Here is a 22,643-nt window from a genome sequence, read left to right as displayed (position 1 = left end):
AAAAGGGATCTGGCCCCGTCTCGTTGAAGGCCAAGAGGTTGCCGGCCAGCGGCCGGCACTACCGCCACCCGGCGGCTATGCGCTGAAACATCCCCTTGCGATAATGACGCGCTGAACACCCCTGTTGCCGCATCCTTGCCGGGATCGCGGCTTTTCTTATCCCGCGGGAGCTGCGATGGCTGAAGCTGTACGCCACGACAAGACTGCGCGCCAACTGCGGATGTTGTCCGATGCACTGGACAGCGGCCGGCTGGGCCCGGTACGTCGGCTGGTCAACACCCTGGCCCCGGCCGAGATCGGCAACCTGCTTGAATCGCTGCCGCCGGGCAAGCGCGAGGTGGTGTGGGGCCTGGTTGATCCGGAAGATGACGGCGAGGTGCTGGTCCACGTCGGCGAAGACGTGCGCGAGAGCCTGCTCGCGGACATGGACCCGGACGAGATCATCGCCGCGGTCGAAGACCTGGACATCGACGACCTGGCCGACCTGGTCGAAGACCTGCCCGATACGGTCATCGACGAGGTCCTCAAGTCGATGGACCGCGAGAACCGCGAGCGCCTGGAGCAGGTGCTGTCCTATCCCGAGGACAGCGCCGGCCGCCTGATGAACCCGGACGTGGTGACCGTGCGCGCCGACGTCAATGTCGACGTGGTGCTGCGCTACCTGCGCCTGCGCGGCGAACTGCCGGACCATACCGATCACCTGTTCGTGGTCAGCCGGCGCCATCAGTACCTCGGCCGGGTGTCGCTGGCGGCACTGGTGACCCACGAGGACACCACCCCGATCAACCGCCTGATCGACGACGAGCAGCCGGCCATTGACGTCGGCGAGAGCGACCAGGAGGTCGCCCGCCAGTTCTCCGACCATGACTGGATCTCCGCGCCGGTGGTGGACGACAACAACATCCTGATCGGCCGCATCACCATCGATGACGTGGTCGACATCATCCGTGGCCAGGCCGAGCACCAGGCACTGGGCGCCGCCGGCCTGGACGAGGACGAAGACCTGTTCAGCCCGGTCTGGCGCGCCATGCGCCGGCGCTTGATGTGGCTGTCGGTGAACCTGTGCACCGCCTTCCTGGCCTCCAGCGTGGTCGGCCACTTCGAAGGCACCATCGACAAGCTGGTGGCGCTGGCCGTGCTGATGCCGATCGTGGCGGGCCTGGGCGGCAATGCCGGTACCCAGGTGCTGGCGCTGATGGTGCGCGGCCTGGCACTGGGCCAGGTAGGCGCGTCCAACGCGCGCACGCTGCTGTGGAAGGAGGTGCGGGTCGCCTTGTTGAACGGCGTGATGCTGGGTTCCGTGCTGGGGCTGATCGTGCTGGCCTGGTTCCACTCGCCCGGGCTGTCGGCGGTGATCGCCATCGCGCTGACCTGCAACCTGCTGTTCGCCGCACTGGCCGGCGTGCTGGTGCCACTGACCCTGAAACGCTTCGGCTTCGACCCGGCGCTGGCCAGCGGCATCTTCCTGACCGCCGTGACCGACTCGATGGGCTTCTTCACCTTCCTCGGCCTGGCCACGCTGGTGCTGCTGCACTGAACCCTGCAGGGTCCGATCCCCGCCGCGCGGAGTTCCAACCCACGCCAAAACCCAGGGTCGGATCTCCGCTGCGCGGGGCTCTGACCCGTTTCCAACTGGACACCCATGGCCACCACGATCGAAAACTATTTCCAGCCCGGCTGGCGCGACCAGCAGCACACCTGCCCGGCCTGCGAATGGAAGGGCAGCTCGCGTGCCATGGAGATGGAGCTGGACGAGGACGCCACCGAGTACGCCTGCCCGGTCTGCGAGAACCCGCTGCTGGTGGTGCTGCATCCGGACATCGCGCAGGTGCAGGCGGCCGCCGCCGAGGGCAATGCCGAAGCGCAGGAGCAGCTGGACATCATTGCCAGTTTCCCGCGACCGGAGTGACGCGCCGCACGATGCCGCGTTGACCTGCGGCGGGCTAGGATGCAGCTGACCCTGCCGCCCCGGGAAATCCCATGGTCCGATCGATGTCGCGCTGGCTGCCGCTGCTGGCCTTTCTGATGATGAGCGGTTGCACTTCGCTGCCGGACAGCGCGCGCGGCCGCTTCGAGGGCCGCGCAGTGAAGGTGGACGGCGAGACCGCCTACTACCAGGTGTTCATTCCGGCCGGCGTTCAGGCCACCGCTCCCACCAGACTCCCGGTCATCCTGTTCCTGCACGGCTCCGGCGAGCGTGGCGGCGACGGTGTCAAGCAGACCCATGCGGGGCTGGGGCCGCACCTGCGCAGGCACGCGGCCGACTTCCCCGCATTGGCCGTATTCCCCCAGGTGCCGGGCCACCAGGAATGGAGCGGGCGCAACAACCGCGTTGCGCTGGCCGCCCTGGACGCCACCATCGCCGAGTTCGGTGCCGATCGCTCACGGCAGTACCTGACCGGGATGTCGATGGGCGGCTATGGGAGCTGGAACATCGCGCTGGATGACCCCGGGCGCTTCGCCGCGATCGTGCCCGTGTGCGGCGCGGTGCTGGCGCCACGCGCGGTGCGCCCGACCCTGTTCGTCGAGCAGGTCGCCCAGGAAACCGATCCGTATGCGGCCATCGCCCAGCGCCTGAGAGGCACGCCGATCTGGATCTTCCACGGTGCGCTGGATGATGTAGTGCCACCGGACGACGATCGCAGACTGCACGCCGCATTCCGGAGCGCCGCTGCACGCGACGTGCGCTACACCGAGTACCCGGACGGCAACCACAATGCCTGGGACGCCACCTACGCCGACCCGGCGATGTGGGCATGGCTGTTCGCGCAGAAGCGCTGAGCCGCAGCTTCAGTAGTTGCCAACCTTGGTTGGCATTGACTGCCCTGGTAGTTGCCAACCTTGGTTGGCACTGACTGTCCTGGTAGTTGCCAACCTTGGTTGGCACTGACTGCTCTGGTAGTTGCCAACCTTGGTTGGCACTGGCCTACCTGAAACCAACCCATTCCCCGATGTTCACTGGAAGCAGGCCCGTCCATGCTTGCTCCATGCAGAACACACGTCTCCTGCTCGGTCGTCGCTCCAGCATCGGCCTCAGCTATATCCTCACCGCCGTCGTCCATGACCGCGCGCCGCTCTTCACCAACGCCGCAGCGGCCGCCTTGGCAGTCCGCGAATTCCAGCGACTGGATCAGGAAGGCTTCACCCGCTCGATTGCGTACGTGGTCATGCCCGACCACATCCACTGGCTGGTCGAACTACGTGCGGGAACGCTGGAAACCGTCATGAAGCGTTTCAAGTCGCGCACAGCCCAGCAGGCAAACCGGTTGCTGGGGCGAGTCGGGCGCTTCTGGCAGGCCTGCTATCACGATCATGCGATCCGCTCTGACGAATCGTTGCACCGGCGTGCGATGTACCTGATGGGAAATCCGATCAGGGCCGGACTGGCGACGCGGCTTGGGCAATATCCCCATGCATGGTGCGAATGGGAGCTTGGGGCTTCGTGTGATCCGCTCGACAACTTGGGCGCGGATGGATAGTGCCAACCAAGGTTGGCATCTACCAGAGCGGTGCGCGGACAAGCCGCGCGGCAAGTGTGTCAACCAAGGTTGACACCTACCAGAGCGGGTGGTCAGCCCAGCAGGGTTTCCAGCACGGCCATGCGCACGGCGACGCCGTTGGCGACCTGGCGCAGCACCCACGACTGCGGGCCGTCGGCCACGTCGTCGGTCACTTCCACGCCGCGGTTGATCGGGCCCGGGTGCAGCACCGCGGCATCCTTGCCGGCGCGCGCCAGGCGCTCGCGGGTCAGGCCGTACTGGGCGTGGTACTGCTCCAGCGACGGCACCAGGCCTTCTTCCATGCGCTCGCGCTGCAGGCGCAGCATCATCAGCGCGTCGACGCCTTCCAGCATCGCGTCGAAATCATCGCCGACCACGCAGCCCTTCAGGGTCTCATCGTCCGGCAGCAGCGACTGCGGGCCGCACACGCGGATCTCACCCACGCCCAGCGTGCGCAGCGCATGCAGGTCGGTGCGGGCCACGCGCGAGTGCTTCACGTCGCCGACGATCACCACTTTCATCTTCGAGAAATCCGGGCCCTTGGCCTGGCGCAGGGTCAGCATGTCCAGCAGGCCCTGGGTCGGGTGCGCGCTGCGGCCGTCACCGGCGTTGATCAGTGCGGTGCCCTCGCCCGCCGCTTCTGCCAGTGCGGCTACCGCGCCATCCTCCGGGTGGCGCACCACGAAGCCGCGCACGCCCATCGCTTCCAGGTTGCGCAGCGTATCGCAGGCGGTTTCGCCCTTGCGGGTGGACGAGGTCGAGGCATCGAAGTTGAGCACATCGGCGCCCAGGCGCTGCGCGGCCAGCTGGAATGAGCTGCGGGTGCGCGTGGACGGCTCGAAGAACAGCGTGCACACCGCCGAACCGGCCAGCACGTGGCGCTTGTTGCCGACGCGGCCGACTGCGGCATCGCGGATCTGACCTGCCCGGTCAAGCAGCTGCAGCAGGGTCCCGCGCGGCAGGCCCTCCAGGGTCAGCAGGTGGCGCAGGCGTCCGGAGGCATCGATTTGCTGGGCGGTCATGGCGGTGTCGGGCAGTCAGGGAATGGGGGTGGCGTCGTCGGGGGACGACAGCCAGCGGTCGATGATCACCGCCGCGGCCACGGCATCGAGCGCGGCCGCATCACGGCGGCGCTTGCGCCCTTCGGCGCGCTCGACGGCGAAGCGGCGGGCGGCCTCGACCGAGCTGGAACGCTCGTCGATCATCACCACCGGCAGCTTGAAACGTTCCCGCAGCTGGCGGGCGAAGCCCTGTGCGCGCTTGCGGTTGGGTTGGTCCTGGCCGTCCAGGGTCAGCGGGTCGCCGACCACCAGGCCGTCGGGCTTCCATTCCTTGAGCAGGCGTTCGATCGCGGTCCAGTCCGGGCCATTGCCGTGCACATCGACCACCGCCACCGCGCGCGCATGCGCAGCGAAGGCACTGCCGATGGCCACGCCGATCCGCCGCGAGCCGACGTCGAAACCCAGAACGGTGCCGTCACGGCGGATCGCCGGGGCAGCAGGAGCCGGTACGGGCGTGGCCGGCTCAGACATGGCCGCTGTAGTCGGTCAGCCGGAACAGGTCCACGCCGATGCGCGAGGCCGCACCCTGCCAGCGCTGCTCCAGCGGCAGCTGGAACACCAGCTCGGCATCGGCCGGCACGGTCAGCCAGCTGTTCTCGGACAGCTCGCTTTCCAGCTGCCCTGCGCCCCAACCGGCACAGCCGAGGGTGACCACGGCATTGGCCGGGCCTTCGCCACGCGCCATCGCTTCAAGGATGTCGCGCGAAGTGGTCAGGTACAGGCCGTCACCCACGATCAGGCTGGAATCCCACGCGCGCGCGTCGTCATGGATGACGAAGCCGCGCTCGGGATGCACCGGGCCGCCGTTGAGCACCATGCGCGCCTGCAGGTCGCCGTCACCGGTGGTGATGTCCATCTGGGCAAGCACTTCACCCAGCGTGTACTCGGAAGGCTGGTTGACCAGCACGCCCATCGCCCCGTTCTCGTCGTGCTGGCAGATCAGCGCGACGCTGCGGGCAAAGGTCGCGTCGAGCAGCGACGGCAGCGCGACGAGGAGGTGATCGGCGAGGGAGGTCGGCGTTACAGGCATGGTCCCATTCTACCTGCTGGGGGCGGGATGGTCGCGCAATGGCGGCGAACCGCGATGGGCTAGGATGGTGCTTTGCCATGGAAGGTCATCGATGCAGTCTTCATCGCCCCTGACCCTGCCGGCACGCAGCGCCATCGTCCTGATTGCCCTGCTGCAGGGTCTGATGCTGTATGCCGCGCAGGAACTGTCCGATGCGTGGCCGTTCCGCGATATCGGCTGGCGCTACTGCTGGTACGCCTGGGTGCTGGCCATTCCCAGCGCGGTGGCGCTGAGCCTGGTCGAGCTGGGCCAGCGCCGCCTGTGGCTGCAGGCCGTGCTCGGCTCGGCGGTGGTGCTGGCGCTGGCCGCTTGGATCGGCTGGAACCTCACTGGCGAGACCGCGCTGGAGTCGAGCGCGCTGCAGTTTCCACTGACCCTGGGCATGGCCGTGGCGGTGTTCGTGGTGCTGCCCTGGTGGCAGTTCCAGCTGCAGCACGGGCATTGGCGCGCCAGCTACCCCGAGCTGTTCGAGCGCGCCTGGCAGAACGGTTTGACCCTCGCCCTGGCGGCACTGTTCACCGGGCTGACCTGGCTGCTGCTGTGGCTGTGGGCGGCGCTGTTCCAGCTGCTGGAGGTCACCGTCTTCCGCGACCTGTTCCGCCAGGATGCCTTCATTGCGCTGGCTACCGGCAGCCTGGCCGGGTTCGGCGTGCTGATCGGGCGCACCCAGCACCGCGCGATCCAGATCACCCGTCAGGTGCTGTTCGCGATCTGCCGCGGACTGCTGCCGCTGCTCTCGTTCATCGCCGTATTGTTCGTGCTGAGCCTGCCGCTTACCGGGCTGGAACCGCTGTGGAAGACCCGCTCGGCCGCCAGCCTGCTGCTGGTGCTGTCGCTGTTGCTGGTGACGTTCACCAATGCGGTCTACCAGCAGGGGGACGACACCGCGCCCTACCCCGTCGTGCTGCGCCGTCTGGTTGAAGCCAGCCTGCTGGCGCTGCCGGTCTACGCCGCACTGGCGCTGTACGCACTGGGGCTGCGCGTGGTGCAGTACGGCTGGACCGTGGACCGGTTCTGGGCGGTACTCGTCGCAGTGGCCGTGGCCGGCTATGCCGTGGGCTACGCGCTGGCGGTGCTGCGCCGGCAGCGCCGCTGGTTGCAGATGCTGGAGCCGGTCAACCGCTGGATGTGCTGGGCGGTGCTGGCACTGGCATTGCTGGGCAACTCGCCGCTGCTGGACCCGGTGCGGCTGACCCTGTCCAGCCAGCTGGCGCGCCTGCGTGCCGACCCGCCCGCGATCACCAGCAGTGACGTCAACGTGCTGCGCTTCGATCTTGGCCACCGCGGCGTGCGGGCGCTGCGCGAGCTGCAGCGTGATCCAGCCATCACCGCCGATGCCAACGCGCCACAGGTGATCGCTGCCGCGCTGGCACGTACCTCGCGCTGGGATGACGGCCAGCGCCTCGACAAGGGGCCGCAGGACGTCGTCGCCCTGCAGCGCGCGTTGAAGCTGGCCAAGGGATCCAGCTCGCCACCGGACGACTGGTGGCAGGCACTGGCCACGCGCGCGATCGATGGCGAATCCTGCGCCCAGAGCGAGCGCGACTGCCTGATCGTGCATCGCGATCTGGATGGCGACGGGAACACCGACGTGCTGCTGTGCGAGCTGTACACCATCCGTGGGCCGGACTGCGTGCTGTACGCACGTGGCAGGGACAACCACTGGCGCCGGGCCGGTTCGCTGTTCGGCACCGCCAGCGGCCAGGCCGAGGCGATCAACCAGGCGCTGCGTGATGGCAAACTCACTCTTGAACCGCCGCGCTGGCCGATGCTGTCCATTGGTGGGCGCCCCGCAGTGGCCATCGATCCCGAACCCGAATCCAGCGAGTCTTCCCCATGAGCGGCTACTGCCTCATCGCCCCGGGCCATCCGGTGCACGACTACTACCACGCCAACGAGTACGGCTTCCCGCAGCGTGACGAGGGCGAACTGTTCGAGCGGCTGGTGCTGGAAATCAACCAGGCCGGGCTGAGCTGGGAGACGATCCTGAAAAAGCGCGAGGGCTTCCGCGCGGCCTATGACGGCTTCGATGTCGACCGCGTGGCGGCCTATGCCGAGCAGGACATCGAGCGCCTGCTATCGGACGCGGGCATCATCCGCAACCGGCTGAAGGTACTGGCCGCCATCCACAACGCGCAGGTGATCCAGCAGCTGCGGGCCAGTCATGGCAGCTTCGCGGCGTGGCTGGATGCGCATCATCCGCGCAGCAAGGCCGACTGGGTGAAGCTGTTCAAGAAGACCTTCCGCTTCACCGGTGGCGAGATCACCGGCGAGTTCCTGATGAGCCTGGGCTACCTGCCCGGCGCGCACGCCGAGGATTGCCCGGTGCATGCGCGGCTGCTGACGCTGTCGCCGCCGTGGTTGCAGGCCGCCGTCCGCTGAGGGATCTCCGCGCGTGGATGCCGGTAGTGCCGGCCGCTGGCCGGCAACCCCGTTGAACGGTCACACGCCCATGTAACGGCCGGGGCGGTGGTTGAACATCAGCACCAGGCTGAGCACCACCGCGCCGATGGCCGAGTACAGCACCTTCGATGGCGACAGCACGAAGAACGCGGCCACCATCAGGCAGGCGTCGTAGGACATCTGCACCTTGCCGGCGCTCCAGCCTCGGGTGCGCTGCAGGTATACCGCCAGGATGCCGATGCCGCCCAGGCTGGCGCGGTGGCGGATGAAGAACAGGATGCCCAGGCCTGACAGCGCACCACCGACGATCGCCGAATACAGCGGGTTGATGTGCGAGAAGTCGATCCAGCGCGGCAGCAGGTCGGTCAGCACGCCACAGGCGGTGACCGCAGCGAAGGTCTTCAGGGTGAATTCCCAGCCCATGCGCCGCAGCGCCACCCAGTAGAACGGCAGGTTGACCAGCACGAACACCAGGCCGAAGTTCCAGCCCATCGCGTAGTGCAGCAGGAAGGCCATGCCCGCCATGCCGCCGATCATCAGCCCGCCCTTGGCGAAGATGGCCAGGCCCAGCGAGGCCACCATCGTGGCCAGCACCATGCCCTGCACGTCCTCGGCGATCGAGTGACGCAGCGCTTTTTCGTCGGCGGTGGTGCCAGCACTGTCGGGCGGCGGGGTCAGCGGACCGGCGGTGACCAGGTGGCCGTCAGCGTCGTCGCACGGCGCGGGGCCATGGGAAGGAAGGGACATGCGGTGGGGGAACAGCAGGTAGGGAGCGGTATTAGACACGATCTGCATGACAGTTGCAGATGAAATCGTTCAGCTGAATGCGCCTCGCACTGCCCCGGGCTCGGCGCTGCTCAGCCCTTGCCGGCCAGATGGTGAGCCACCAGTGCGTTGGCATGGCCATGGCCCAAGCCATGTTCACTCTTCAGGAAGCTGACCAGTTCCATGTGTTTCAGGCCCTTCTTCCCGGCCAGCAACCCGAACCAGTGCGCCACCGGCTGCCCGTAGGTCTTCTCGATGGAGGGGAAATACGAGGCCGGGCCTTTCGGCTTGATGTCAGTGCTCATGTGCAGCTCCCGTTGAAGTCATTCATTCGACGAACCACAGACGCAGAAATCGACACACCCAAACGTCCGACCCCGCCTCGCCCGACAGGCCGCAGCCAACTGTCGAAGGCGGGGTGGGTCCGGTTGAGGGGGTGTGAGCGGCATGGATGCCGCGACCAAGCCCCCATGGATGGGTCTACGGCGTCCCCCTCAACCGGGCCCACCCCGCCATCTCACGGATAGCCAGTTTTTGAAGTTGACGTGGCCGTTGACGTTGCTTCGGCAGGTGCCGGGCGCAGCCCGGCCGTATCATTCCAGCATGCCCCGCGAAAACCTCAACGACCTGCAGGCCTTCGTCCACGTTGCCCGCGAGGGCAGCTTCACCCGGGCCGCCGCCCAGCTGGGCGTGTCCCAGTCCGCGCTCAGCCATGCCATGCGCGGCCTGGAACAGCGCCTGGGCGTGCGCCTGCTGACCCGTACCACCCGCAGCGTATCGACCACCGAAGCCGGTGCCCGCCTGCTCGACACCCTGGGCCCACGCCTGGCCGAGATCGAGGACGGGCTGGCCGCACTGGCCGAGTACCGCGAACGCCCGGCCGGCACCATCCGCATCAACGCCACCGGCCATGCCGCCGAGTACATCGCCTGGCCGCGGCTGGCGCCGTTGTTGCAGCGTTATCCGGACCTGAAGGTGGAACTGACCACCGACTACGGCCTGGCCGACATCGTCGCCGAGCGCTACGACATCGGCATCCGCCTCGGCGAGCGCCTGGCGCGCGACATGGTCGCGGTGCCGATCAGCCCGCCGCTGCGCATGCGCGTGGTCGGTGCACCCAGCTACTTCCGCCAGCACGTGGTGCCGCAGCATCCGGACGACCTGGCCAAGCACAACTGCGTGACCCTGCGCCTGCCTACGCATGGGGGACTGATGCCGTGGGATTTCGGCCAGGATGGCAACGAACTGAGTGTGCGCGTTGGCGGGCAATGGACGTTCAACACCATGGGCATGACCCGCGCCGCTGCGCTGGCCGGCAGCGGACTGGCCTGGCTGCCGGAAGACCAGGTGCAGCCGATGCTGGACGATGGCCGCCTGCAGTCGGTGCTGGACGACTGGTGCCCGCACTTCGATGGCTACTACGCGTACTACCCGTCGCGCCGCCACATCACCGTGGCGATGCGCACGGTGCTTGATGCGCTGCGCGGGCCGCTGGGGTGAGGGTCGAGGCGTGCGGACCAACGGTCCGCACCCACCACCAACGGTCCGCACCCAGCTGGTGATCAGCCCTTGGCCTGCGCAGCACGCTGCGCGTTGTAGCGCTCGCCGACGATCGACACTTCGTCCAGCGCCTGTGCGATGCGTTGCAGCTCCTCCGGTGCCAGCTGCAGGTCGGCCGCGCCCAGGTTTTCTTCCAGGCGATGGATCTTGGTGGTGCCTGGGATCGGCACGATCCACGGCGCCTGTGCCAGCAGCCAGGCCAGCGCCACCTGCGCCGGCGTCGCGCCCCGTGCTGCCGCAATCGTACTGATGCGATCCACCAGCGCCTGGTTGGCGCGGCGCGCCTCCACTTCGAAACGCGGAACGCTGTTGCGGAAATCGTTGGCATCGAAGGTGGTGTCGGCGTTGATCGTGCCGGTGAGGAAGCCGCGGCCAAGCGGGCTGAATGGCACGAAGCCGATGCCCAGCTCCTGCAGCGTCGGCAACAACACGCGCTCCGGTTCGCGCCACCACAGCGAGTACTCACTCTGCACGGCGGCAACCGGCTGCACCGCATGCGCGCGACGCACGGTGGCAGCGCTCGCCTCGGACAGCCCGAAGTGGCCGACCTTGCCTTCGGCGATCAGGTCGCGCACGGTGCCAGCCACATCCTCGATCGGCACGTTCGGGTCGACGCGGTGCTGGTAGAACAGGTCGATATGGTCGGTGCGCAGGCGCTTGAGGCTGGCTTCGGCAACGGCACGGATATTCTCGGGGCGGCTGTCCAGGCCGTCATCGGTGCGCGCGCCCTTGAATCCGAACTTGGTGGCAATCACCAGCCTGTCGCGGTAGGGCGCCAGCGCGCGGCCGAGCAGGTCTTCGTTGGTGTACGGACCATACACCTCGGCGGTGTCGAAGAAGGTCACGCCGCGCTCGACGGCGGCCTGCAGCAGGGCGATGCCCTGGCCCTGCTCGACCGGCTGCCCGTAGGCATGGGTCAGGCCCATGCAGCCCAGGCCGAGGGCGGAAACCTTCAGGCCACTGCGGCCCAGTTCGCGTGTCTGCATCGTCGTGCTCCAGAGGGGGAGTGATGACGATACGCCTGTCGTGGCGCTGGATTGAGCCAGCCCGGCCGCAGTCGGTCATGACCGGAATTCATCAATCCAGCCACGACCGATGCCGGCCAGGTCAACGGATCTCCGAGATCTCCACGCCGTCCAGCCCCTGCGACAGGGTACGTGCGTCGCCGCCCTGGCTGAGCTTGATGCGCAGGCGCACCTCGTTCTGCGAATCGGCGTAGCGCAGCGCGTCCTCGTAGCTGATCTCGCCGGCCTGGTACAGCTCGAACAGGCTCTGGTCGAAGGTCTTCATGCCCAGCTGGACCGAGTCCTTCATCACTTCCTTCAGCTTGTGGATCTCGCCGTCGCGGATGTAGTCCTGCACCAGCGGCGTGCCCAGCAGGATCTCCATCGCCACCTTGCGCGAGCGGCCATCGGGCGATGGCACCAGCTGTTGCGCGACCACGCCCTTGAGATTCAGCGACAGGTCCATCAGCAGCTGGTTGCGGCGGTCTTCCGGGAAGAAGTTGACGATGCGGTCCATCGCCTGGTTGGCGTTGTTCGCATGCAGGGTGCACAGCACCAGGTGGCCGGTTTCGGCGAACGCGATGGCGTGATCCATGCCTTCGCGGGTACGCACCTCGCCGATCATGATCACGTCCGGCGCCTGGCGCAGGGTGTTCTTCAGCGCGGCTTCCCAGCTGTCGGTATCGATGCCGACCTCGCGCTGGGTGATGATGCAGCCCTCGTGCTTGTGCACGAACTCGATCGGGTCTTCGATGGTGATGATGTGGCCGGTCGAGTTCTGGTTGCGGTAACCGATCATCGCTGCCAGCGAGGTCGATTTACCGGTACCGGTGGCGCCGACGAACAGGATGATGCCGCGCTTGGTCATCGCCAGCGTCTTGATGATCGGCGGCAGGCTCAGTTCTTCCACGGTCGGAATGCGCGTCTCGATGCGACGCAGCACCATGCCGACCTGGTTGCGCTGGTAGAAGCAGCTGACGCGGAAGCGGCCGACGCCGGACAGGCCGATGGCGAAGTTGCATTCGTGCGTCTTCTCGAATTCCTCGCGCTGCGCCGGGGTCATCACGTTGAGGACCAGGTCGCGGCTCTGCTGCGGCGTGAGCGGGGTCTGGGTGATCGGCGAGATCTTGCCGTTGACCTTCATCGCCGGCGGCATGCCGGCCGTGATGAACAGGTCCGAGGCGCGCTGGTGCGCCATCAGCTTGAGGAACGAAGTGAAATCGATGGTGGTCGCGGTGCTGTTCACGGCGGGCTCCCAAGAGGGCATTTACCAGGAAACGGTCGGTGGAGGAAACGGCACGGGGACGGCGCCGCACTGGTGCACGCCGCCCGTGGTTGTCCCGCCTTACTCGAACAGGCGCTTGTCCTTGGCGTACTCGCGGGCCTGGTTGCGGGTGATCAGGCTGCGCTTGACCAGGTCCTGCAGGTGCTGGTCCAGGGTCATCATGCCGTACTGCTGGCCGGTCTGGATGGCCGAGTACATCTGCGCCACCTTGTCTTCGCGGATCAGGTTGCGGATGGCCGGGGTGCCGACCATGATTTCCCACGCTGCGGTACGACCGCCGCCAACCTTCTTCAGCAGCGCCTGCGAGATCACCGCACGCAGCGACTCGGACAGCATCGAACGCACCATCGGCTTTTCGCCGGCCGGGAACACGTCGATGATGCGGTCGATGGTCTTGGCCGCCGAGCTGGTGTGCAGGGTTCCGAACACCAGGTGGCCGGTTTCCGCGGCGGTCAGTGCCAGGCGGATGGTTTCCAGGTCGCGAAGTTCGCCCACCAGGATGATGTCCGGGTCCTCACGCAGTGCCGAGCGCAGCGCTTCGTTGAAGCCATGCGTATCGCGGTGCACTTCGCGCTGGTTGATCAGGCACTTCTGCGAGGTGTGCACGAATTCGATCGGATCCTCGACGGTGAGGATGTGGCCGTATTCGTTCTTGTTGATGTAGTCGATCATCGCCGCCAGCGTGGTCGACTTGCCCGAACCGGTGGGACCGGTCACCAGGATCAGGCCCTGCGGTTGCTGGATCACCTCGCGGAACAGCGGCGGGCAGGCCAGGTCCTCGAGGGTGAGCACCTCGGACGGAATGGTACGGAACACCGCACCGGCGCCACGGTTCTGGTTGAACGCGTTCACACGGAAGCGCGCCAGCGACGGGATCTCGAAGGAGAAGTCCACTTCGAGGAATTCCTCGTAATCGCGGCGCTGCTTGTCGGACATGATGTCGTACACCAGCGCATGGACCTGCTTGTGGTCCAGGGCCGGGATGTTGATCCGGCGAACGTCGCCGTCCACGCGGATCATCGGCGGCAGGCCTGCGGACAGGTGCAGGTCGGACGCTTTGTTCTTTACGGAAAACGCCAGCAGTTCGGCGATATCCATGAGCGGCTACTCCCCAATAACGGCTTCGACTGGAAGGATCTTTCCCCGGGCGGCAGTATAGCCTCCTGATTCAACGGAACGCGTTACGTGGCCACTCCCCTGCCCCAGATCCTGAGCAACCTGCATGCCGCCGCCGAGGCGGCCGGCCGGCCCGATCCGCGCCTGCTGGCCGTTTCCAAGACCCAACCGGCCGAGGCCGTGGCCGCGCTGGCCGCGCAGGGCCAGCAGGCCTTCGGCGAGAACTATGTGCAGGAAGCGCTGGCCAAGATGCAGGCGCTGCAGCACCTGGCGCTGGAGTGGCACCTGATCGGCCACCTGCAGTCGAACAAGGCCGAGGCCGTGGCCACCCACTTCGATTGGGTGCAGAGCGTGGACCGGCCCAAGCTGGTGACGGCGCTGGCGCGCCATCGCCCGGCAGCGCGTGGTCCGCTGAATGTGCTGATCCAGGTCAACATCGACGATGAATCCAGCAAGCACGGCTGTGCGCCGGAGGATGTCGAGGTGCTGGCCGCTGCGATTGCCGCCGAGCCCACCCTGCGCCTGCGTGGCCTGATGGCGATTCCCGCGCCATGGCCCGAGGCGGAACGCCGTCGGGATGCGTTCGTGCGCATGCGCACACTTTTCCAGTCGCTGGCCGCCCAGCACGCGCAGGTCGACACGCTGTCGATGGGCATGAGCAGCGACTACGCCGACGCCATCGCCGAGGGCGCCACTTTGGTGCGCATCGGCACCGCCCTGTTCGGCGCGCGTCCTCGCCCGGCCTGATCTTGCAAGGAGAGTTTCATGACAGCTGATTCCATCACCTTCATCGGCGGCGGCAACATGGCGCGCAGCCTGATCGCCGGCCTGATCCGCCAGGGCGTGCCCGCCGCACACATCCACGTGGCCGAACCGGTTGTAGCACTGCGCGAGTCGCTGGCCACCGATTTCGGCGTGCAGGTGCACGACAATGCCGCCGATGCCGCCGCACAGGGCCGCACCTGGCTGATGGCGGTGAAGCCACAGGTGCTGCGCGAGGTCTGCCAGTCGCTGCAGGCACTGGCCCAGGCAAGCCGGCCACTGGTGGTGTCGATCGCCGCCGGCATCACCAGCGCGCAGCTGGAACGCTGGCTGGGCGGCAACCTGCCGGTGGTGCGTGCAATGCCCAACACGCCGGCCCTGCTCGGCGCCGGCGTGACCGGCCTGTATGCCACGCCGTCGGTGGATGCACAGCAGCGCTCGCAGGCCGAACAGGTATTGGCCAGTGCTGGCCGTACCGTGTGGATCGAGCGCGAGGCGCTGATGGATTCGGTCACTGCCGTGTCCGGCAGCGGGCCGGCCTACGTGTTCCTGCTGGCCGAAGCGATGGAAGCGGCGGGCATTGCCCAGGGCCTGCCGGCCGACGCCGCGCGCACGCTGGTGGTGCAGACCCTGCTGGGCGCCTCGCGCATGCTGGATGAAGCCGGCGAAAGCCCCGCCGAGCTCCGCCGCCGTGTGACCTCGCCGAACGGCACCACCCAGGCCGCGATCGAGAGCTTCCAGGCCGGAGGTTTCGAAGTGCTGGTGGACAACGCGCTGCGTGCTGCGCAGGTGCGCGGGCAGGAATTGTCTGCGGCGAATGATTGATCCCGATGTGTGCCGACCAACGGTCGGCACCTACCATCATCCACGCATGGCGTGGATGCTCATTGCCCAAATGTGGCCATGACGAAATCGACGAAGCACTGCAGCCGCGGGCGCGGCCGTCGATCCGGCAGGTAGATCAGATGCATCGGTCGCGGTTCGGGCAGGTAGTCGCGCAGCAGCGGCTTCAGGCGCCCTGCTGCGATCTCCCCTGCCAACAGCGCGGTGGGCTGCAACACCAACCCGGCCCCGGCCACGGCGGCTTCGCGCAGCGCGAACCCGTCGTTGCAGGTCAGCCGCGCCTCCCAATCCACCTGTTCACCGTTGGCCAACTGCCAGCCATGGCCACCACGCCAGGCAAGATGGCTCAGGCAATCATGCCCCTGCAGGTCCGCCGGCGTGCGTGGCGTGCCGCGCCTGCGCAGGTAAGACGGCGCCGCGCACAGGCTCATCGCATACGGCGGCAGCGGCCGCGCCACCACCTCCTGCGATGGCAACGGCCCGACCCGGATCGCCACGTCGAAGCCGTCCTCGATCAGGTCCACACGGCGGTTGCTCAGATCCAGTTCGATGTTCAACTGCGGCTGCGCGCGCAGCAGGCCGGCCAGCTGCGGCGCCAGCACGCAGCTGCCCCAGGTGGTCGGCGCACTGACCCGCAGCAGGCCACGCGGCTGTACCTGCAGACCGGCCACATCGGCCTCGGCCTGCTGCACCTGCTCCAGCACTTGCCGGCATCCAGCCAGATAGGCGCTGCCGGCTTCGGTCAGGCGCTGGCGGCGGGTGTTCCGTTGCAGCAGCGCGGTACCCAGATGCGCCTCCAGCTGCTGGATGTACTTGCCCACCATCACCGCCGAGACCTGCAGCTGTTCGGCGGCGCCGGCGAAGCTGCCACGCTCGGCCACGGCAACGAAGGCCTGCATGCATCGAAGGGTATCCATTACTAATCCTTAGTTAGGAATCTGCGAATCATACGCCGCTTACCTAACCCCATTGTGAGGGCGCAGACTGCGCTCACTCCCTTACGCAAGGAACGGCCATGAAGATCCTCCTCGTTGGTGCCAGCGGCACCCTCGGCCAGGCAGTCGCCCGCCAGCTCGGCCAACAGCATCAGATTCTCGCCGCCGGCCGCAGCAGCGGCGAACTGCGCGTGGACCTGACCGATGACGCCAGCGTCGCCGAACTGTTCGCACGTACCGGCCCGGTCGATGCGGTGATTTCCACCGCCGGCAAGCTGCACTTCGGCCCGCTGCAGCAGATGACGCCGGCGCAGTTCAACCTCGGCCTGCAGGACAAACTGCTGGGCCAGGTGAGGCTGGCACTGGCCGCGCAGCATCATCTCAACAGCGGCGGCTCGATCACCCTGACCAGCGGCATCGTCAGCGCACAACCGATCCGCGACGGCGTCAACGCCACCTCGGTGAATGCCGCACTGGAAGGCTTCGTGCGCGCAGCCGCACTGGAGCTGCTGCCGCGCGGCCTGCGCATCAACGTGGTCAGCCCGAACGTACTGATCGAATCGATGGCCGCCTACGGCCCCTACTTCCCGGGCTTCGAGGCGGTAAGCGCACAGCGCGCGGCACTGGCCTTCCAGCGCGCGGTGGAAGGCATCCAGAGCGGCGAGACGATCACGGTCTGGTAAGAAAAAGGGGACGGAGGGGATTAAGTCGCAAGTGCACAAACGACATAATCCCCTCCGTCCCCTTTTTGTCGCTCACTCCCAGCGCATCGGGCCGTCGCCGCGTTCGCCGAGGACGTCGCCGGGATTGGCCAGGCGGCAGTGCTGCAGCGACAGGCAGCCACAACCGATGCAGCCGGTCAGTTCGTCGCGCAGCAGCTGCAGCATGTGGATGCGCTCTTCCAGCTCGGTGCGCCAGCGCGCGGACAGCCTGGCCCAATCCGCTTTGGTCGGTGCGCGTCCGTCAGGCAGGCTTTCGAAGGCACGGCCGACTGCTTCCAGCGGCATGCCCACCCGCTGCGCCACGCGGATCACCGCCAACCGGCGCAGCACGTCCCGGCTGTAACGACGTTGGTTGCCCGAGGTGCGCAGGCTGCTGATCAGCCCCTTGCGCTCGTAGAAATGCAGTGCGGAAACGGCCACGCCACTGCGCTGGGAGACCTCGCCAACGCTGAGTTCCTGGGATGCCATTGCTTGACCTCAACTACAGTTGAGGTGGCATGCTGCTATCTTCGCCGCCCGTTGACAAGCGCGGCCTGCACCTGACCCGTATGACCCCGACCCTCTCTCCCGCCGACACCCACCTGCCGGCTGACAGCTCGATCCTGTCCGCGCGCTACCGCGCCACGACCATCGGCATGGTCGCACTGGTCGCGCTGCACGCCTTCGAAGCACTGGCCGTCGCGGCCGCGATGCCCACCGTGGCCGAAGCACTCGATGGACTGCGCCTGTACGCACTGGCCTTTGGCGGCACCCTGGCCACCAGTGTGATCGGCATGACCCTGGCCGGGCGCTGGGCCGATCGCCACGGCCCCGCGCGGCCACTCTGGTACGGCCTGGGCTGCTTCGTGCTGGGCCTGCTGCTGGCCGGCTTTGCGACGCGCATGGGCATGCTGGTGGCCGGGCGCCTGATGCAGGGCCTGGGCGCGGGCGCGATTTCGGTCTCGCTGTACGTGATGGTCGGCCGCAGCTACCCCGAACACCTGCGGCCGAAGGTGTTCGCGGCGTTCTCCGCAGGCTGGGTGGTGCCCTCGATGGTCGGCCCGGCGTTGAGTGGCCTGATGGTGCAGCACCTGGGCTGGCGCTGGGTATTCCTGGCAGTGCCACTGCTGGCGATACCGGCCGCACTGCTGCTGCGCCCGGCACTGGCGCGCATGCAACCTCCCGTTGCGGTCTGCAACGATGGCGAACGCAGCAACGTGGTGCGCTGGGCCTCTGGCGCCTCACTGGCCGCACTACTGCTCTACGTCGGCGGCCAGCAACAGGGCATGGCCGCCCTGCTCTGCATCGGCGTGGCGATGCTGGCGCTGCTGTTCTGCGTCCATCGGCTGCTGCCGGCCGGAACCCTGATCCTGCGCCGCGGCCTGCCCAGCGTGATCGCGTTGCGCGGCATTGCTGCAGCGGCGTTCTTCGCCTGCGAGGCCTATCTGCCCCTGCTGCTGCAGCGCGAACGCGGGCTCTCGCCCAGCTGGGCCGGCGCCGTGCTCAGCCTCGGTGCGCTGGGCTGGTTCGCCGGTTCATGGCTGCAGGGCCACCAGCAGCGTGGCTGGTCACGCCAGCAGCTGCTGCGCGTTGGCACGGTGATGATGACGGTCGGCATCGCCGCAACGCTGTCGGTGCTGTTCAACCCGATGCCGCTGCCGGTCGCGCTGGTCGGCTGGGCCGTGACCGGCTTCGGCATGGGCATGATCTACGCCAGCCTGTCGGTGCTGACCCTGTCGCTGTCAGCACCGCATGAGCAGGGTGCCAATACCTCGGCGCTGCAGCTGAGCGAGGCGTTGTCGGTGACCACCGCGCTGGCGGTGTCCGGCGCGTTGTTCGCCATGTTCGTGGAAAGCGCGCCGCACACCGGCTACCTGCTGTGCCTGGCCATCACCTTCGGTCTGGCGGTGCTGGCCGCAGTGATCGCGCGGCGGGTGTAGCGCCGCCGGATTCCGGTAGTGCCGGCCGCTGGCCGGCAACCTCCGCGCACGCGGGAATCCCATGATGGCGACGGCCAGAGGCCGGCATTACCGTGTACCGGCCCCCACATCATCGATATCCCGATGCAGGATGCGGCGCACTTCCAGCACGGCCTGCGGGGTCTCCTGCACGCTGTGGCCGGAAATGATCACCTTCTCCGACAGCGCGCCCGGCAGATGCGCGCTCCAGTACGGCACCAGCCCGTCATCGGACTTCTCCACCGGCAGCTCCGGCTTGCGCTGGGCGATGATCGAGTGGTACTTCAGGCCCGCTTCGATCGGCAGCTGTGCGGCGGCCTTCACGAACGGATCGCTGGCCTTGAGGTTGTCGATGCTGTTGGGAATCTTCGGCTTGGCGGTGCCGTCGACCTGCTGCTCGGCCTGTGCCAGCGCCATGAACACGTCCTCGAACTTGCCGAGAATGGTCAGCGGCAGGCGTACCAGGCGCCCGATCAGCCGCCCGACCTTGTTGCCTGCGATATCCGTGCCCTGGTGCGGCGCGGCGATGAAGATCGCGCGTTCCACGTTCGGCTGCGCCTTGAAATGCAGCAGTGGCCCCAGCTTGGCCTGCACCCGCTTCAGCCGCTCGCCCTTCAGGTCATAGTTGGCCAGCAGGTCATCCCACAGCACATCACCCGAGTCGCTCACCAGCAGCCGCGCGAGCACGCCGCCCATGCTGTGGCCGATATAGACCATGTCCTTCGATGCACGCGTGCTGCCGTTGGGATCAAAGTGCTTGAGGGTATCGTTGAACGCGTTGGCGATCTCGTAGCGGTTCAAGGCAATCGGCGCGTTGGTCGGGTAATAGACCTGCCACACCTGGAACTGCTGGCGCAGCTCGGGGTCACCCATGATCTCGTTGGCCAGGTTCACCCAGGCTTCCGGGCTGCTGGCCAGGCCGTGCAGCATGAAGATGATGCGGCGGTTCGGGTCCCACGGCTGCATCAGGTAGATGTGCGGTTCGCCGATGCCCTCACTCATGCCGAACAGGGTGCGCAGTGACTGCCGGGCAAAGCCACTCTGCGCCAGCCACAGGCCGTAGGCGGCGGTGAAGTTGCCCGCCAGCGGCACCTGTTCGCCGTGCAGGGTGATGCGTTCAGTGGCCTCCGGCGAATAGGCGTCCAGTTCAACCCGGCGCGTGCGCATCACGTCTTCCAGGCTGCTGCCTTCGAAACGCAGCAGCGCGGTGACGTTGATCGAGGACATCTCGCTGAATTCCGGCACCGAATCGTCATGCCGATGGCGGCGGCCACGGCGCTCGTCGTCGGCATCATCCGCCGCTGTCTCCGCCTTCGGCCCATCGCCCGCGATCACCGGCGCGACCAGCTTGGGCGGGTCCATCACCATCACCAGCTCGGCACCGAAGCCATCGCGGCGATAGGTGCTGCGCAGGCCGACGAAGCTGACCGTGCCGGCCGGCACCAGCTGCGCCGGAATGCTCTTCAGGTTCAACTGCTGGTAGTTGGAGGCCAGCGACCAGCTGCCGACCGAGATCGGCTTCGTATAGTCCTCGCCGGCCAGTGCCGCTGCACGCGCGCGCACGAACAGCACCACCGCCGCCTTCTCGGCGGCGTAGTTGTAGTAGTCGCGCACCTGCGTCTGCCGGTCCTCGAAGGCGCGGTCGGACGGCGAGCGGCCGCTGTAGAACAGGTAGGCATAGGCATAGCGCGCGGCTTCCAGCCAGGCATCCAGCGCCGCATCGCTCATCGGCGGATCGCCGGCGGCGGTCTTCTTCGGCGTCAGCGCCAGTGCGGCCTTCACCCACAGTTCGGACAGCGCCGACAGCCGCTGCTCGACGTTGAGGTCATCGGTCATCAACAACGTGCTGCGGCAGACCAGGAAGTCCTTCTCGCACTGCGACTCATCCAGGCCCGCCGCGCTGAGCGTCTCGCGCGCGGCCGGGCTGAGCTTGCCGGTGTTGAGCACATCGGCGCGCTTGTTCACCAGCGAATCGCTGGACTTCACCTGCTTGACAGTCACCATCGCGCAGCCGCTGCTGCCCAGCAGCAGGAAGGCGGCGAACAACACCGGCAGCGCGCGCTGCCAGCGGATCAGGAAGAGTCGGGTCATTACTGCGGGTCCTGCTCGGTGCCGGGCACGCCCTGGCGGATCACGGTGGAGAAGTGGTCGCCGCTGCCCAGGTCCAGCGCACGCTGGGTGATGCGGCCCTTGTCATGCAGTTCGGCATAAGGCACGCCCGGCGTGAGCGCGCCGACCTCCTGTGCGTATTTGGCCAGGTAGCCGGACAGCAGCAGGCGGTAGTCCAGCGGCAGGCGCGGCGCGATGTGGCGGGCCAGATCGAAGACGATGGTGGTGCAGTTGCTGGTGAGCGTGTTGTAGAAGCCCGGCTTCGCATCCAGTTCGCGCGCCTGCGCGATGTACGCGGCGAACAGTTGCTTCAGCTGCGCCTGGTCCATGCCGTGCAGGCGGTACAGGTAGACATCCTCGCCACGCGCGTTGGTGCGGGTGCGGATGATGTCGGTCTCCTCCGCGGCCACCAGGGTCATCTCGAATTTGCGGAAGAAGCCGCCCAGCGCCGAGAACGATTCGCCGCGTTCCTTGCGGATCTCCAGCGAGAACACCACGTGGCGCCCATCCTCGAAACCGAACGAGATCAGGGTGTGGGCGATCGCCGGGCCCATCCAGTACGACAGCACCAGATCGGCCGAGCGGAGTTGGTCCAGGTCGTACGCGCGGCGCACCCAGTGCGCGTCGTAGTCGGTCTCGCTGCGCCAGGTGAAATCACGCACGTTGTCGAGCACCACGTGGCGCCCGTCGAAGGACACCACGTGCAGGCGCTGGGCCACGTCATCGGCCCAGACGCGGTCCTGGCGCGGGGTGAGCAGCAGCCACCACAGGCCGGCCAGCGCCAGCGACGCGCCGAACGCCATGCCCAGGCGACGATGGCCACGGCCACGCGCGACCTGCCACGACGCCCACAGCGCAACCAGCAGCCACAGCACCGCAATGCCATTGGCCAGCCAGCCCGGCCCCGGCATCTGATAGGCCAGCAGCCCGGTCACCCACAACGCTGCCAGCGCCATGGCACTTCCTGTCATCCAACGTCCTGCGGCTCTCACTGGCATCCTGTCGCGGTCCCGAAGCCGCATAGTTAGCCACAAGCGGGTTCACCGTGGCATCTACGGCCCGTTCAGGGACCGCGGCGCACCGTCTGCGGCGGTCCATGCGGCCAGGTTCACCTCACAGGAGCAACGATGGGCATCACTTCCGTGGCCGGCGTTCCGGTCCAACCCCAGCACCGCGCCACCTGCCACTGCGGCACGGTCGAGCTGTTGCTGGACCTCCCGGACGGCATCGTCGACCCGCGCCGCTGCGACTGCTCGATGTGCCGGCGCCGGGGTGCCATCGCCGCCAGCGTCCCCCGCCAGGGCCTGCAGGTGGTGCGCGGGCAGCATCACCTGCAGAAATACCAGTTCAACACCCATGTGGCCGAGCACTACTTCTGCGGGGTGTGCGGCATCTACACCCATCACCGGCGCCGCTCCAACCCCGACCAGTACGGCTACAACGTGGCCTGCCTGGAGGGCATCGACCCGTTCGCGCTGGGGGTGATCCCGGTCAGCGATGGGGTCAACCACCCATCAGACCGCACCGGCTAGTGGCGCGTGCGCCGCGGTGGCGTGGCCACCTTCTGCCAGG

23 protein-coding genes and 1 pseudogene are annotated in these 22,643 nt (G+C 67.4%); 12 read left to right on the top strand and 12 right to left on the bottom strand.

Annotated features, from left to right (window positions below):
- Positions 1-175: 175 nt before the first annotated feature.
- The 4 genes from mgtE to AC5P7A_RS03395 all read left to right on the top strand — a co-directional run bounded on the left by mgtE (position 176) and on the right by AC5P7A_RS03395 (position 3,479).
- Entirely contained in the window at positions 176-1,537 is a 1,362-nt protein-coding gene (gene mgtE, locus AC5P7A_RS03410) for a magnesium transporter (protein WP_008266103.1), read from the top strand.
- Positions 1,538-1,642: 105 nt separating this feature from the next.
- Complete coding sequence (locus AC5P7A_RS03405; protein WP_032958486.1) at positions 1,643-1,909, top strand: hypothetical protein; 267 nt, start codon at positions 1,643-1,645, stop codon at positions 1,907-1,909.
- Positions 1,910-1,980: 71 nt separating this feature from the next.
- Positions 1,981-2,781: a carboxylesterase family protein gene (locus AC5P7A_RS03400; RefSeq protein WP_080052966.1), complete on the top strand. Its 801-nt coding sequence runs from the start codon at positions 1,981-1,983 to the stop codon at positions 2,779-2,781.
- A gap of 206 nt (positions 2,782-2,987) precedes the next feature.
- On the top strand, positions 2,988-3,479 hold the full coding sequence (locus AC5P7A_RS03395) for an REP-associated tyrosine transposase (RefSeq protein WP_014646227.1): 492 nt from the start codon (positions 2,988-2,990) through the stop codon (positions 3,477-3,479).
- A 92-nt stretch (positions 3,480-3,571) separates the two neighbouring features.
- Here AC5P7A_RS03395 and AC5P7A_RS03390 read toward each other — a convergent pair whose 3' ends face one another.
- From AC5P7A_RS03390 to AC5P7A_RS03380, 3 genes are read right to left on the bottom strand one after another with little or no spacing between them, the layout of a single operon-like run.
- Complete coding sequence (locus tag AC5P7A_RS03390; protein ID WP_014646226.1) at positions 3,572-4,522, bottom strand: aspartate carbamoyltransferase catalytic subunit; 951 nt, start codon at positions 4,520-4,522, stop codon at positions 3,572-3,574.
- Positions 4,523-4,537: 15 nt separating this feature from the next.
- The gene (ruvX, locus tag AC5P7A_RS03385) at positions 4,538-5,032 is read right to left on the bottom strand and encodes a Holliday junction resolvase RuvX (protein WP_049440988.1); all 495 of its coding nucleotides are present in this window, start codon (positions 5,030-5,032) and stop codon (positions 4,538-4,540) included.
- Positions 5,025-5,591: a YqgE/AlgH family protein gene (locus AC5P7A_RS03380; RefSeq protein WP_014646224.1), complete on the bottom strand. Its 567-nt coding sequence runs from the start codon at positions 5,589-5,591 to the stop codon at positions 5,025-5,027. The genes ruvX and AC5P7A_RS03380 overlap by 8 nt, the downstream gene beginning before the upstream one ends.
- A gap of 91 nt (positions 5,592-5,682) precedes the next feature.
- Between AC5P7A_RS03380 and AC5P7A_RS03375 the strand changes: the two genes are divergently transcribed.
- A complete protein-coding gene (locus AC5P7A_RS03375) occupies positions 5,683-7,470 on the top strand; it encodes a DUF4153 domain-containing protein (protein ID WP_049440990.1) in 1,788 nt (595 codons plus the stop codon).
- Entirely contained in the window at positions 7,467-8,012 is a 546-nt protein-coding gene (locus tag AC5P7A_RS03370; protein ID WP_111205534.1) for a DNA-3-methyladenine glycosylase I, read from the top strand. Before AC5P7A_RS03375 ends, AC5P7A_RS03370 begins: the two co-directional genes overlap by 4 nt.
- A gap of 60 nt (positions 8,013-8,072) precedes the next feature.
- Here AC5P7A_RS03370 and AC5P7A_RS03365 read toward each other — a convergent pair whose 3' ends face one another.
- Both AC5P7A_RS03365 and AC5P7A_RS03360 read right to left on the bottom strand, forming a co-directional pair.
- The gene (locus tag AC5P7A_RS03365) at positions 8,073-8,780 is read right to left on the bottom strand and encodes a YitT family protein (protein ID WP_014036228.1); all 708 of its coding nucleotides are present in this window, start codon (positions 8,778-8,780) and stop codon (positions 8,073-8,075) included.
- Positions 8,781-8,890: 110 nt separating this feature from the next.
- Positions 8,891-9,103, bottom strand: a complete 213-nt coding sequence (locus tag AC5P7A_RS03360; RefSeq protein ID WP_495217562.1) for a DUF4287 domain-containing protein — start codon at positions 9,101-9,103, stop codon at positions 8,891-8,893.
- A gap of 298 nt (positions 9,104-9,401) precedes the next feature.
- Here AC5P7A_RS03360 and AC5P7A_RS03355 point away from each other — a divergent pair, with 298 nt between their 5' ends.
- Positions 9,402-10,298, top strand: a complete 897-nt coding sequence (locus tag AC5P7A_RS03355) for a LysR family transcriptional regulator (RefSeq protein WP_169410503.1) — start codon at positions 9,402-9,404, stop codon at positions 10,296-10,298.
- 62 nt (positions 10,299-10,360) lie between these two features.
- Here the strand turns inward: AC5P7A_RS03355 and AC5P7A_RS03350 are convergent, their stop codons facing one another.
- The 3 genes from AC5P7A_RS03350 to AC5P7A_RS03340 form a co-directional block, all read right to left on the bottom strand.
- Positions 10,361-11,344 carry an aldo/keto reductase gene (locus AC5P7A_RS03350; protein ID WP_169410505.1) on the bottom strand — a complete coding sequence of 328 codons (984 nt, stop codon included), beginning with the start codon at positions 11,342-11,344 and terminating at the stop codon, positions 10,361-10,363.
- A gap of 121 nt (positions 11,345-11,465) precedes the next feature.
- The gene (locus AC5P7A_RS03345; RefSeq protein WP_042358565.1) at positions 11,466-12,629 is read right to left on the bottom strand and encodes a PilT/PilU family type 4a pilus ATPase; all 1,164 of its coding nucleotides are present in this window, start codon (positions 12,627-12,629) and stop codon (positions 11,466-11,468) included.
- A 78-nt stretch (positions 12,630-12,707) separates the two neighbouring features.
- Positions 12,708-13,745 carry a type IV pilus twitching motility protein PilT gene (locus tag AC5P7A_RS03340; protein WP_004147099.1) on the bottom strand — a complete coding sequence of 346 codons (1,038 nt, stop codon included), beginning with the start codon at positions 13,743-13,745 and terminating at the stop codon, positions 12,708-12,710.
- Positions 13,746-13,832: 87 nt separating this feature from the next.
- Here AC5P7A_RS03340 and AC5P7A_RS03335 point away from each other — a divergent pair, with 87 nt between their 5' ends.
- Both AC5P7A_RS03335 and proC read left to right on the top strand, forming a co-directional pair.
- Positions 13,833-14,510: a YggS family pyridoxal phosphate-dependent enzyme gene (locus AC5P7A_RS03335; protein WP_032958502.1), complete on the top strand. Its 678-nt coding sequence runs from the start codon at positions 13,833-13,835 to the stop codon at positions 14,508-14,510.
- Positions 14,511-14,528: 18 nt separating this feature from the next.
- Positions 14,529-15,350, top strand: coding sequence for a pyrroline-5-carboxylate reductase (gene proC / locus AC5P7A_RS03330; protein WP_241887203.1), 822 nt, complete (start codon positions 14,529-14,531; stop codon positions 15,348-15,350).
- A 59-nt stretch (positions 15,351-15,409) separates the two neighbouring features.
- Here the strand turns inward: proC and AC5P7A_RS03325 are convergent, their stop codons facing one another.
- Positions 15,410-16,285 carry a LysR family transcriptional regulator gene (locus AC5P7A_RS03325; RefSeq protein ID WP_014646215.1) on the bottom strand — a complete coding sequence of 292 codons (876 nt, stop codon included), beginning with the start codon at positions 16,283-16,285 and terminating at the stop codon, positions 15,410-15,412.
- A gap of 71 nt (positions 16,286-16,356) precedes the next feature.
- On the opposite strand from AC5P7A_RS03325, the pseudogene AC5P7A_RS03320 reads away from it, so the two are divergent.
- Positions 16,357-16,986: pseudogene (locus AC5P7A_RS03320) on the top strand (short chain dehydrogenase); the annotation flags it as partial.
- A 72-nt stretch (positions 16,987-17,058) separates the two neighbouring features.
- Here AC5P7A_RS03320 and soxR read toward each other — a convergent pair.
- Complete coding sequence (gene soxR, locus AC5P7A_RS03315; protein ID WP_021202603.1) at positions 17,059-17,493, bottom strand: redox-sensitive transcriptional activator SoxR; 435 nt, start codon at positions 17,491-17,493, stop codon at positions 17,059-17,061.
- A gap of 29 nt (positions 17,494-17,522) precedes the next feature.
- On the opposite strand from soxR, the gene AC5P7A_RS03310 reads away from it, so the two are divergent.
- Positions 17,523-18,944, top strand: coding sequence for an MFS transporter (locus AC5P7A_RS03310; protein WP_262216577.1), 1,422 nt, complete (start codon positions 17,523-17,525; stop codon positions 18,942-18,944).
- Positions 18,945-19,031: 87 nt separating this feature from the next.
- Here AC5P7A_RS03310 and AC5P7A_RS03305 read toward each other — a convergent pair whose 3' ends face one another.
- Positions 19,032-21,053, bottom strand: coding sequence for an esterase/lipase family protein (locus AC5P7A_RS03305; RefSeq protein WP_014646211.1), 2,022 nt, complete (start codon positions 21,051-21,053; stop codon positions 19,032-19,034).
- Complete coding sequence (locus AC5P7A_RS03300) at positions 21,053-22,027, bottom strand: lipoprotein N-acyltransferase Lnb domain-containing protein (protein ID WP_197606098.1); 975 nt, start codon at positions 22,025-22,027, stop codon at positions 21,053-21,055. The genes AC5P7A_RS03305 and AC5P7A_RS03300 overlap by 1 nt, the downstream gene beginning before the upstream one ends.
- 171 nt (positions 22,028-22,198) lie before the next feature.
- Between AC5P7A_RS03300 and AC5P7A_RS03295 the strand changes: the two genes are divergently transcribed.
- Positions 22,199-22,603, top strand: a complete 405-nt coding sequence (locus tag AC5P7A_RS03295) for a GFA family protein (protein ID WP_014646209.1) — start codon at positions 22,199-22,201, stop codon at positions 22,601-22,603.
- Positions 22,604-22,643: the final 40 nt, after the last annotated feature.

The organism is Stenotrophomonas sp. YJH_SMC_65 (assembly GCF_059369475.1).
Note: the sequence above shows the minus strand (reverse complement) of the source record. Positions and strands in the feature narration are given on the sequence as shown.

Coding starts and splice junctions, on each gene's coding strand:
- mgtE (WP_008266103.1), top strand. CDS start 176: ATGGCTGAAGCTGTACGCCACGACAAGACTGCGCGCCAACTGCGGATG.
- AC5P7A_RS03405 (WP_032958486.1), top strand. CDS start 1,643: ATGGCCACCACGATCGAAAACTATTTCCAGCCCGGCTGGCGCGACCAG.
- AC5P7A_RS03400 (WP_080052966.1), top strand. CDS start 1,981: ATGGTCCGATCGATGTCGCGCTGGCTGCCGCTGCTGGCCTTTCTGATG.
- AC5P7A_RS03395 (WP_014646227.1), top strand. CDS start 2,988: ATGCAGAACACACGTCTCCTGCTCGGTCGTCGCTCCAGCATCGGCCTC.
- AC5P7A_RS03390 (WP_014646226.1), bottom strand. CDS start 4,522: ATGACCGCCCAGCAAATCGATGCCTCCGGACGCCTGCGCCACCTGCTG.
- ruvX (WP_049440988.1), bottom strand. CDS start 5,032: ATGTCTGAGCCGGCCACGCCCGTACCGGCTCCTGCTGCCCCGGCGATC.
- AC5P7A_RS03380 (WP_014646224.1), bottom strand. CDS start 5,591: ATGCCTGTAACGCCGACCTCCCTCGCCGATCACCTCCTCGTCGCGCTG.
- AC5P7A_RS03375 (WP_049440990.1), top strand. CDS start 5,683: ATGCAGTCTTCATCGCCCCTGACCCTGCCGGCACGCAGCGCCATCGTC.
- AC5P7A_RS03370 (WP_111205534.1), top strand. CDS start 7,467: ATGAGCGGCTACTGCCTCATCGCCCCGGGCCATCCGGTGCACGACTAC.
- AC5P7A_RS03365 (WP_014036228.1), bottom strand. CDS start 8,780: ATGTCCCTTCCTTCCCATGGCCCCGCGCCGTGCGACGACGCTGACGGC.
- AC5P7A_RS03360 (WP_495217562.1), bottom strand. CDS start 9,103: ATGAGCACTGACATCAAGCCGAAAGGCCCGGCCTCGTATTTCCCCTCC.
- AC5P7A_RS03355 (WP_169410503.1), top strand. CDS start 9,402: ATGCCCCGCGAAAACCTCAACGACCTGCAGGCCTTCGTCCACGTTGCC.
- AC5P7A_RS03350 (WP_169410505.1), bottom strand. CDS start 11,344: ATGCAGACACGCGAACTGGGCCGCAGTGGCCTGAAGGTTTCCGCCCTC.
- AC5P7A_RS03345 (WP_042358565.1), bottom strand. CDS start 12,629: ATGCCCTCTTGGGAGCCCGCCGTGAACAGCACCGCGACCACCATCGAT.
- AC5P7A_RS03340 (WP_004147099.1), bottom strand. CDS start 13,745: ATGGATATCGCCGAACTGCTGGCGTTTTCCGTAAAGAACAAAGCGTCC.
- proC (WP_241887203.1), top strand. CDS start 14,529: ATGACAGCTGATTCCATCACCTTCATCGGCGGCGGCAACATGGCGCGC.
- AC5P7A_RS03325 (WP_014646215.1), bottom strand. CDS start 16,285: ATGGATACCCTTCGATGCATGCAGGCCTTCGTTGCCGTGGCCGAGCGT.
- soxR (WP_021202603.1), bottom strand. CDS start 17,493: ATGGCATCCCAGGAACTCAGCGTTGGCGAGGTCTCCCAGCGCAGTGGC.
- AC5P7A_RS03310 (WP_262216577.1), top strand. CDS start 17,523: ATGCTGCTATCTTCGCCGCCCGTTGACAAGCGCGGCCTGCACCTGACC.
- AC5P7A_RS03305 (WP_014646211.1), bottom strand. CDS start 21,053: ATGACCCGACTCTTCCTGATCCGCTGGCAGCGCGCGCTGCCGGTGTTG.
- AC5P7A_RS03300 (WP_197606098.1), bottom strand. CDS start 22,027: ATGGCGCTGGCAGCGTTGTGGGTGACCGGGCTGCTGGCCTATCAGATG.
- AC5P7A_RS03295 (WP_014646209.1), top strand. CDS start 22,199: ATGGGCATCACTTCCGTGGCCGGCGTTCCGGTCCAACCCCAGCACCGC.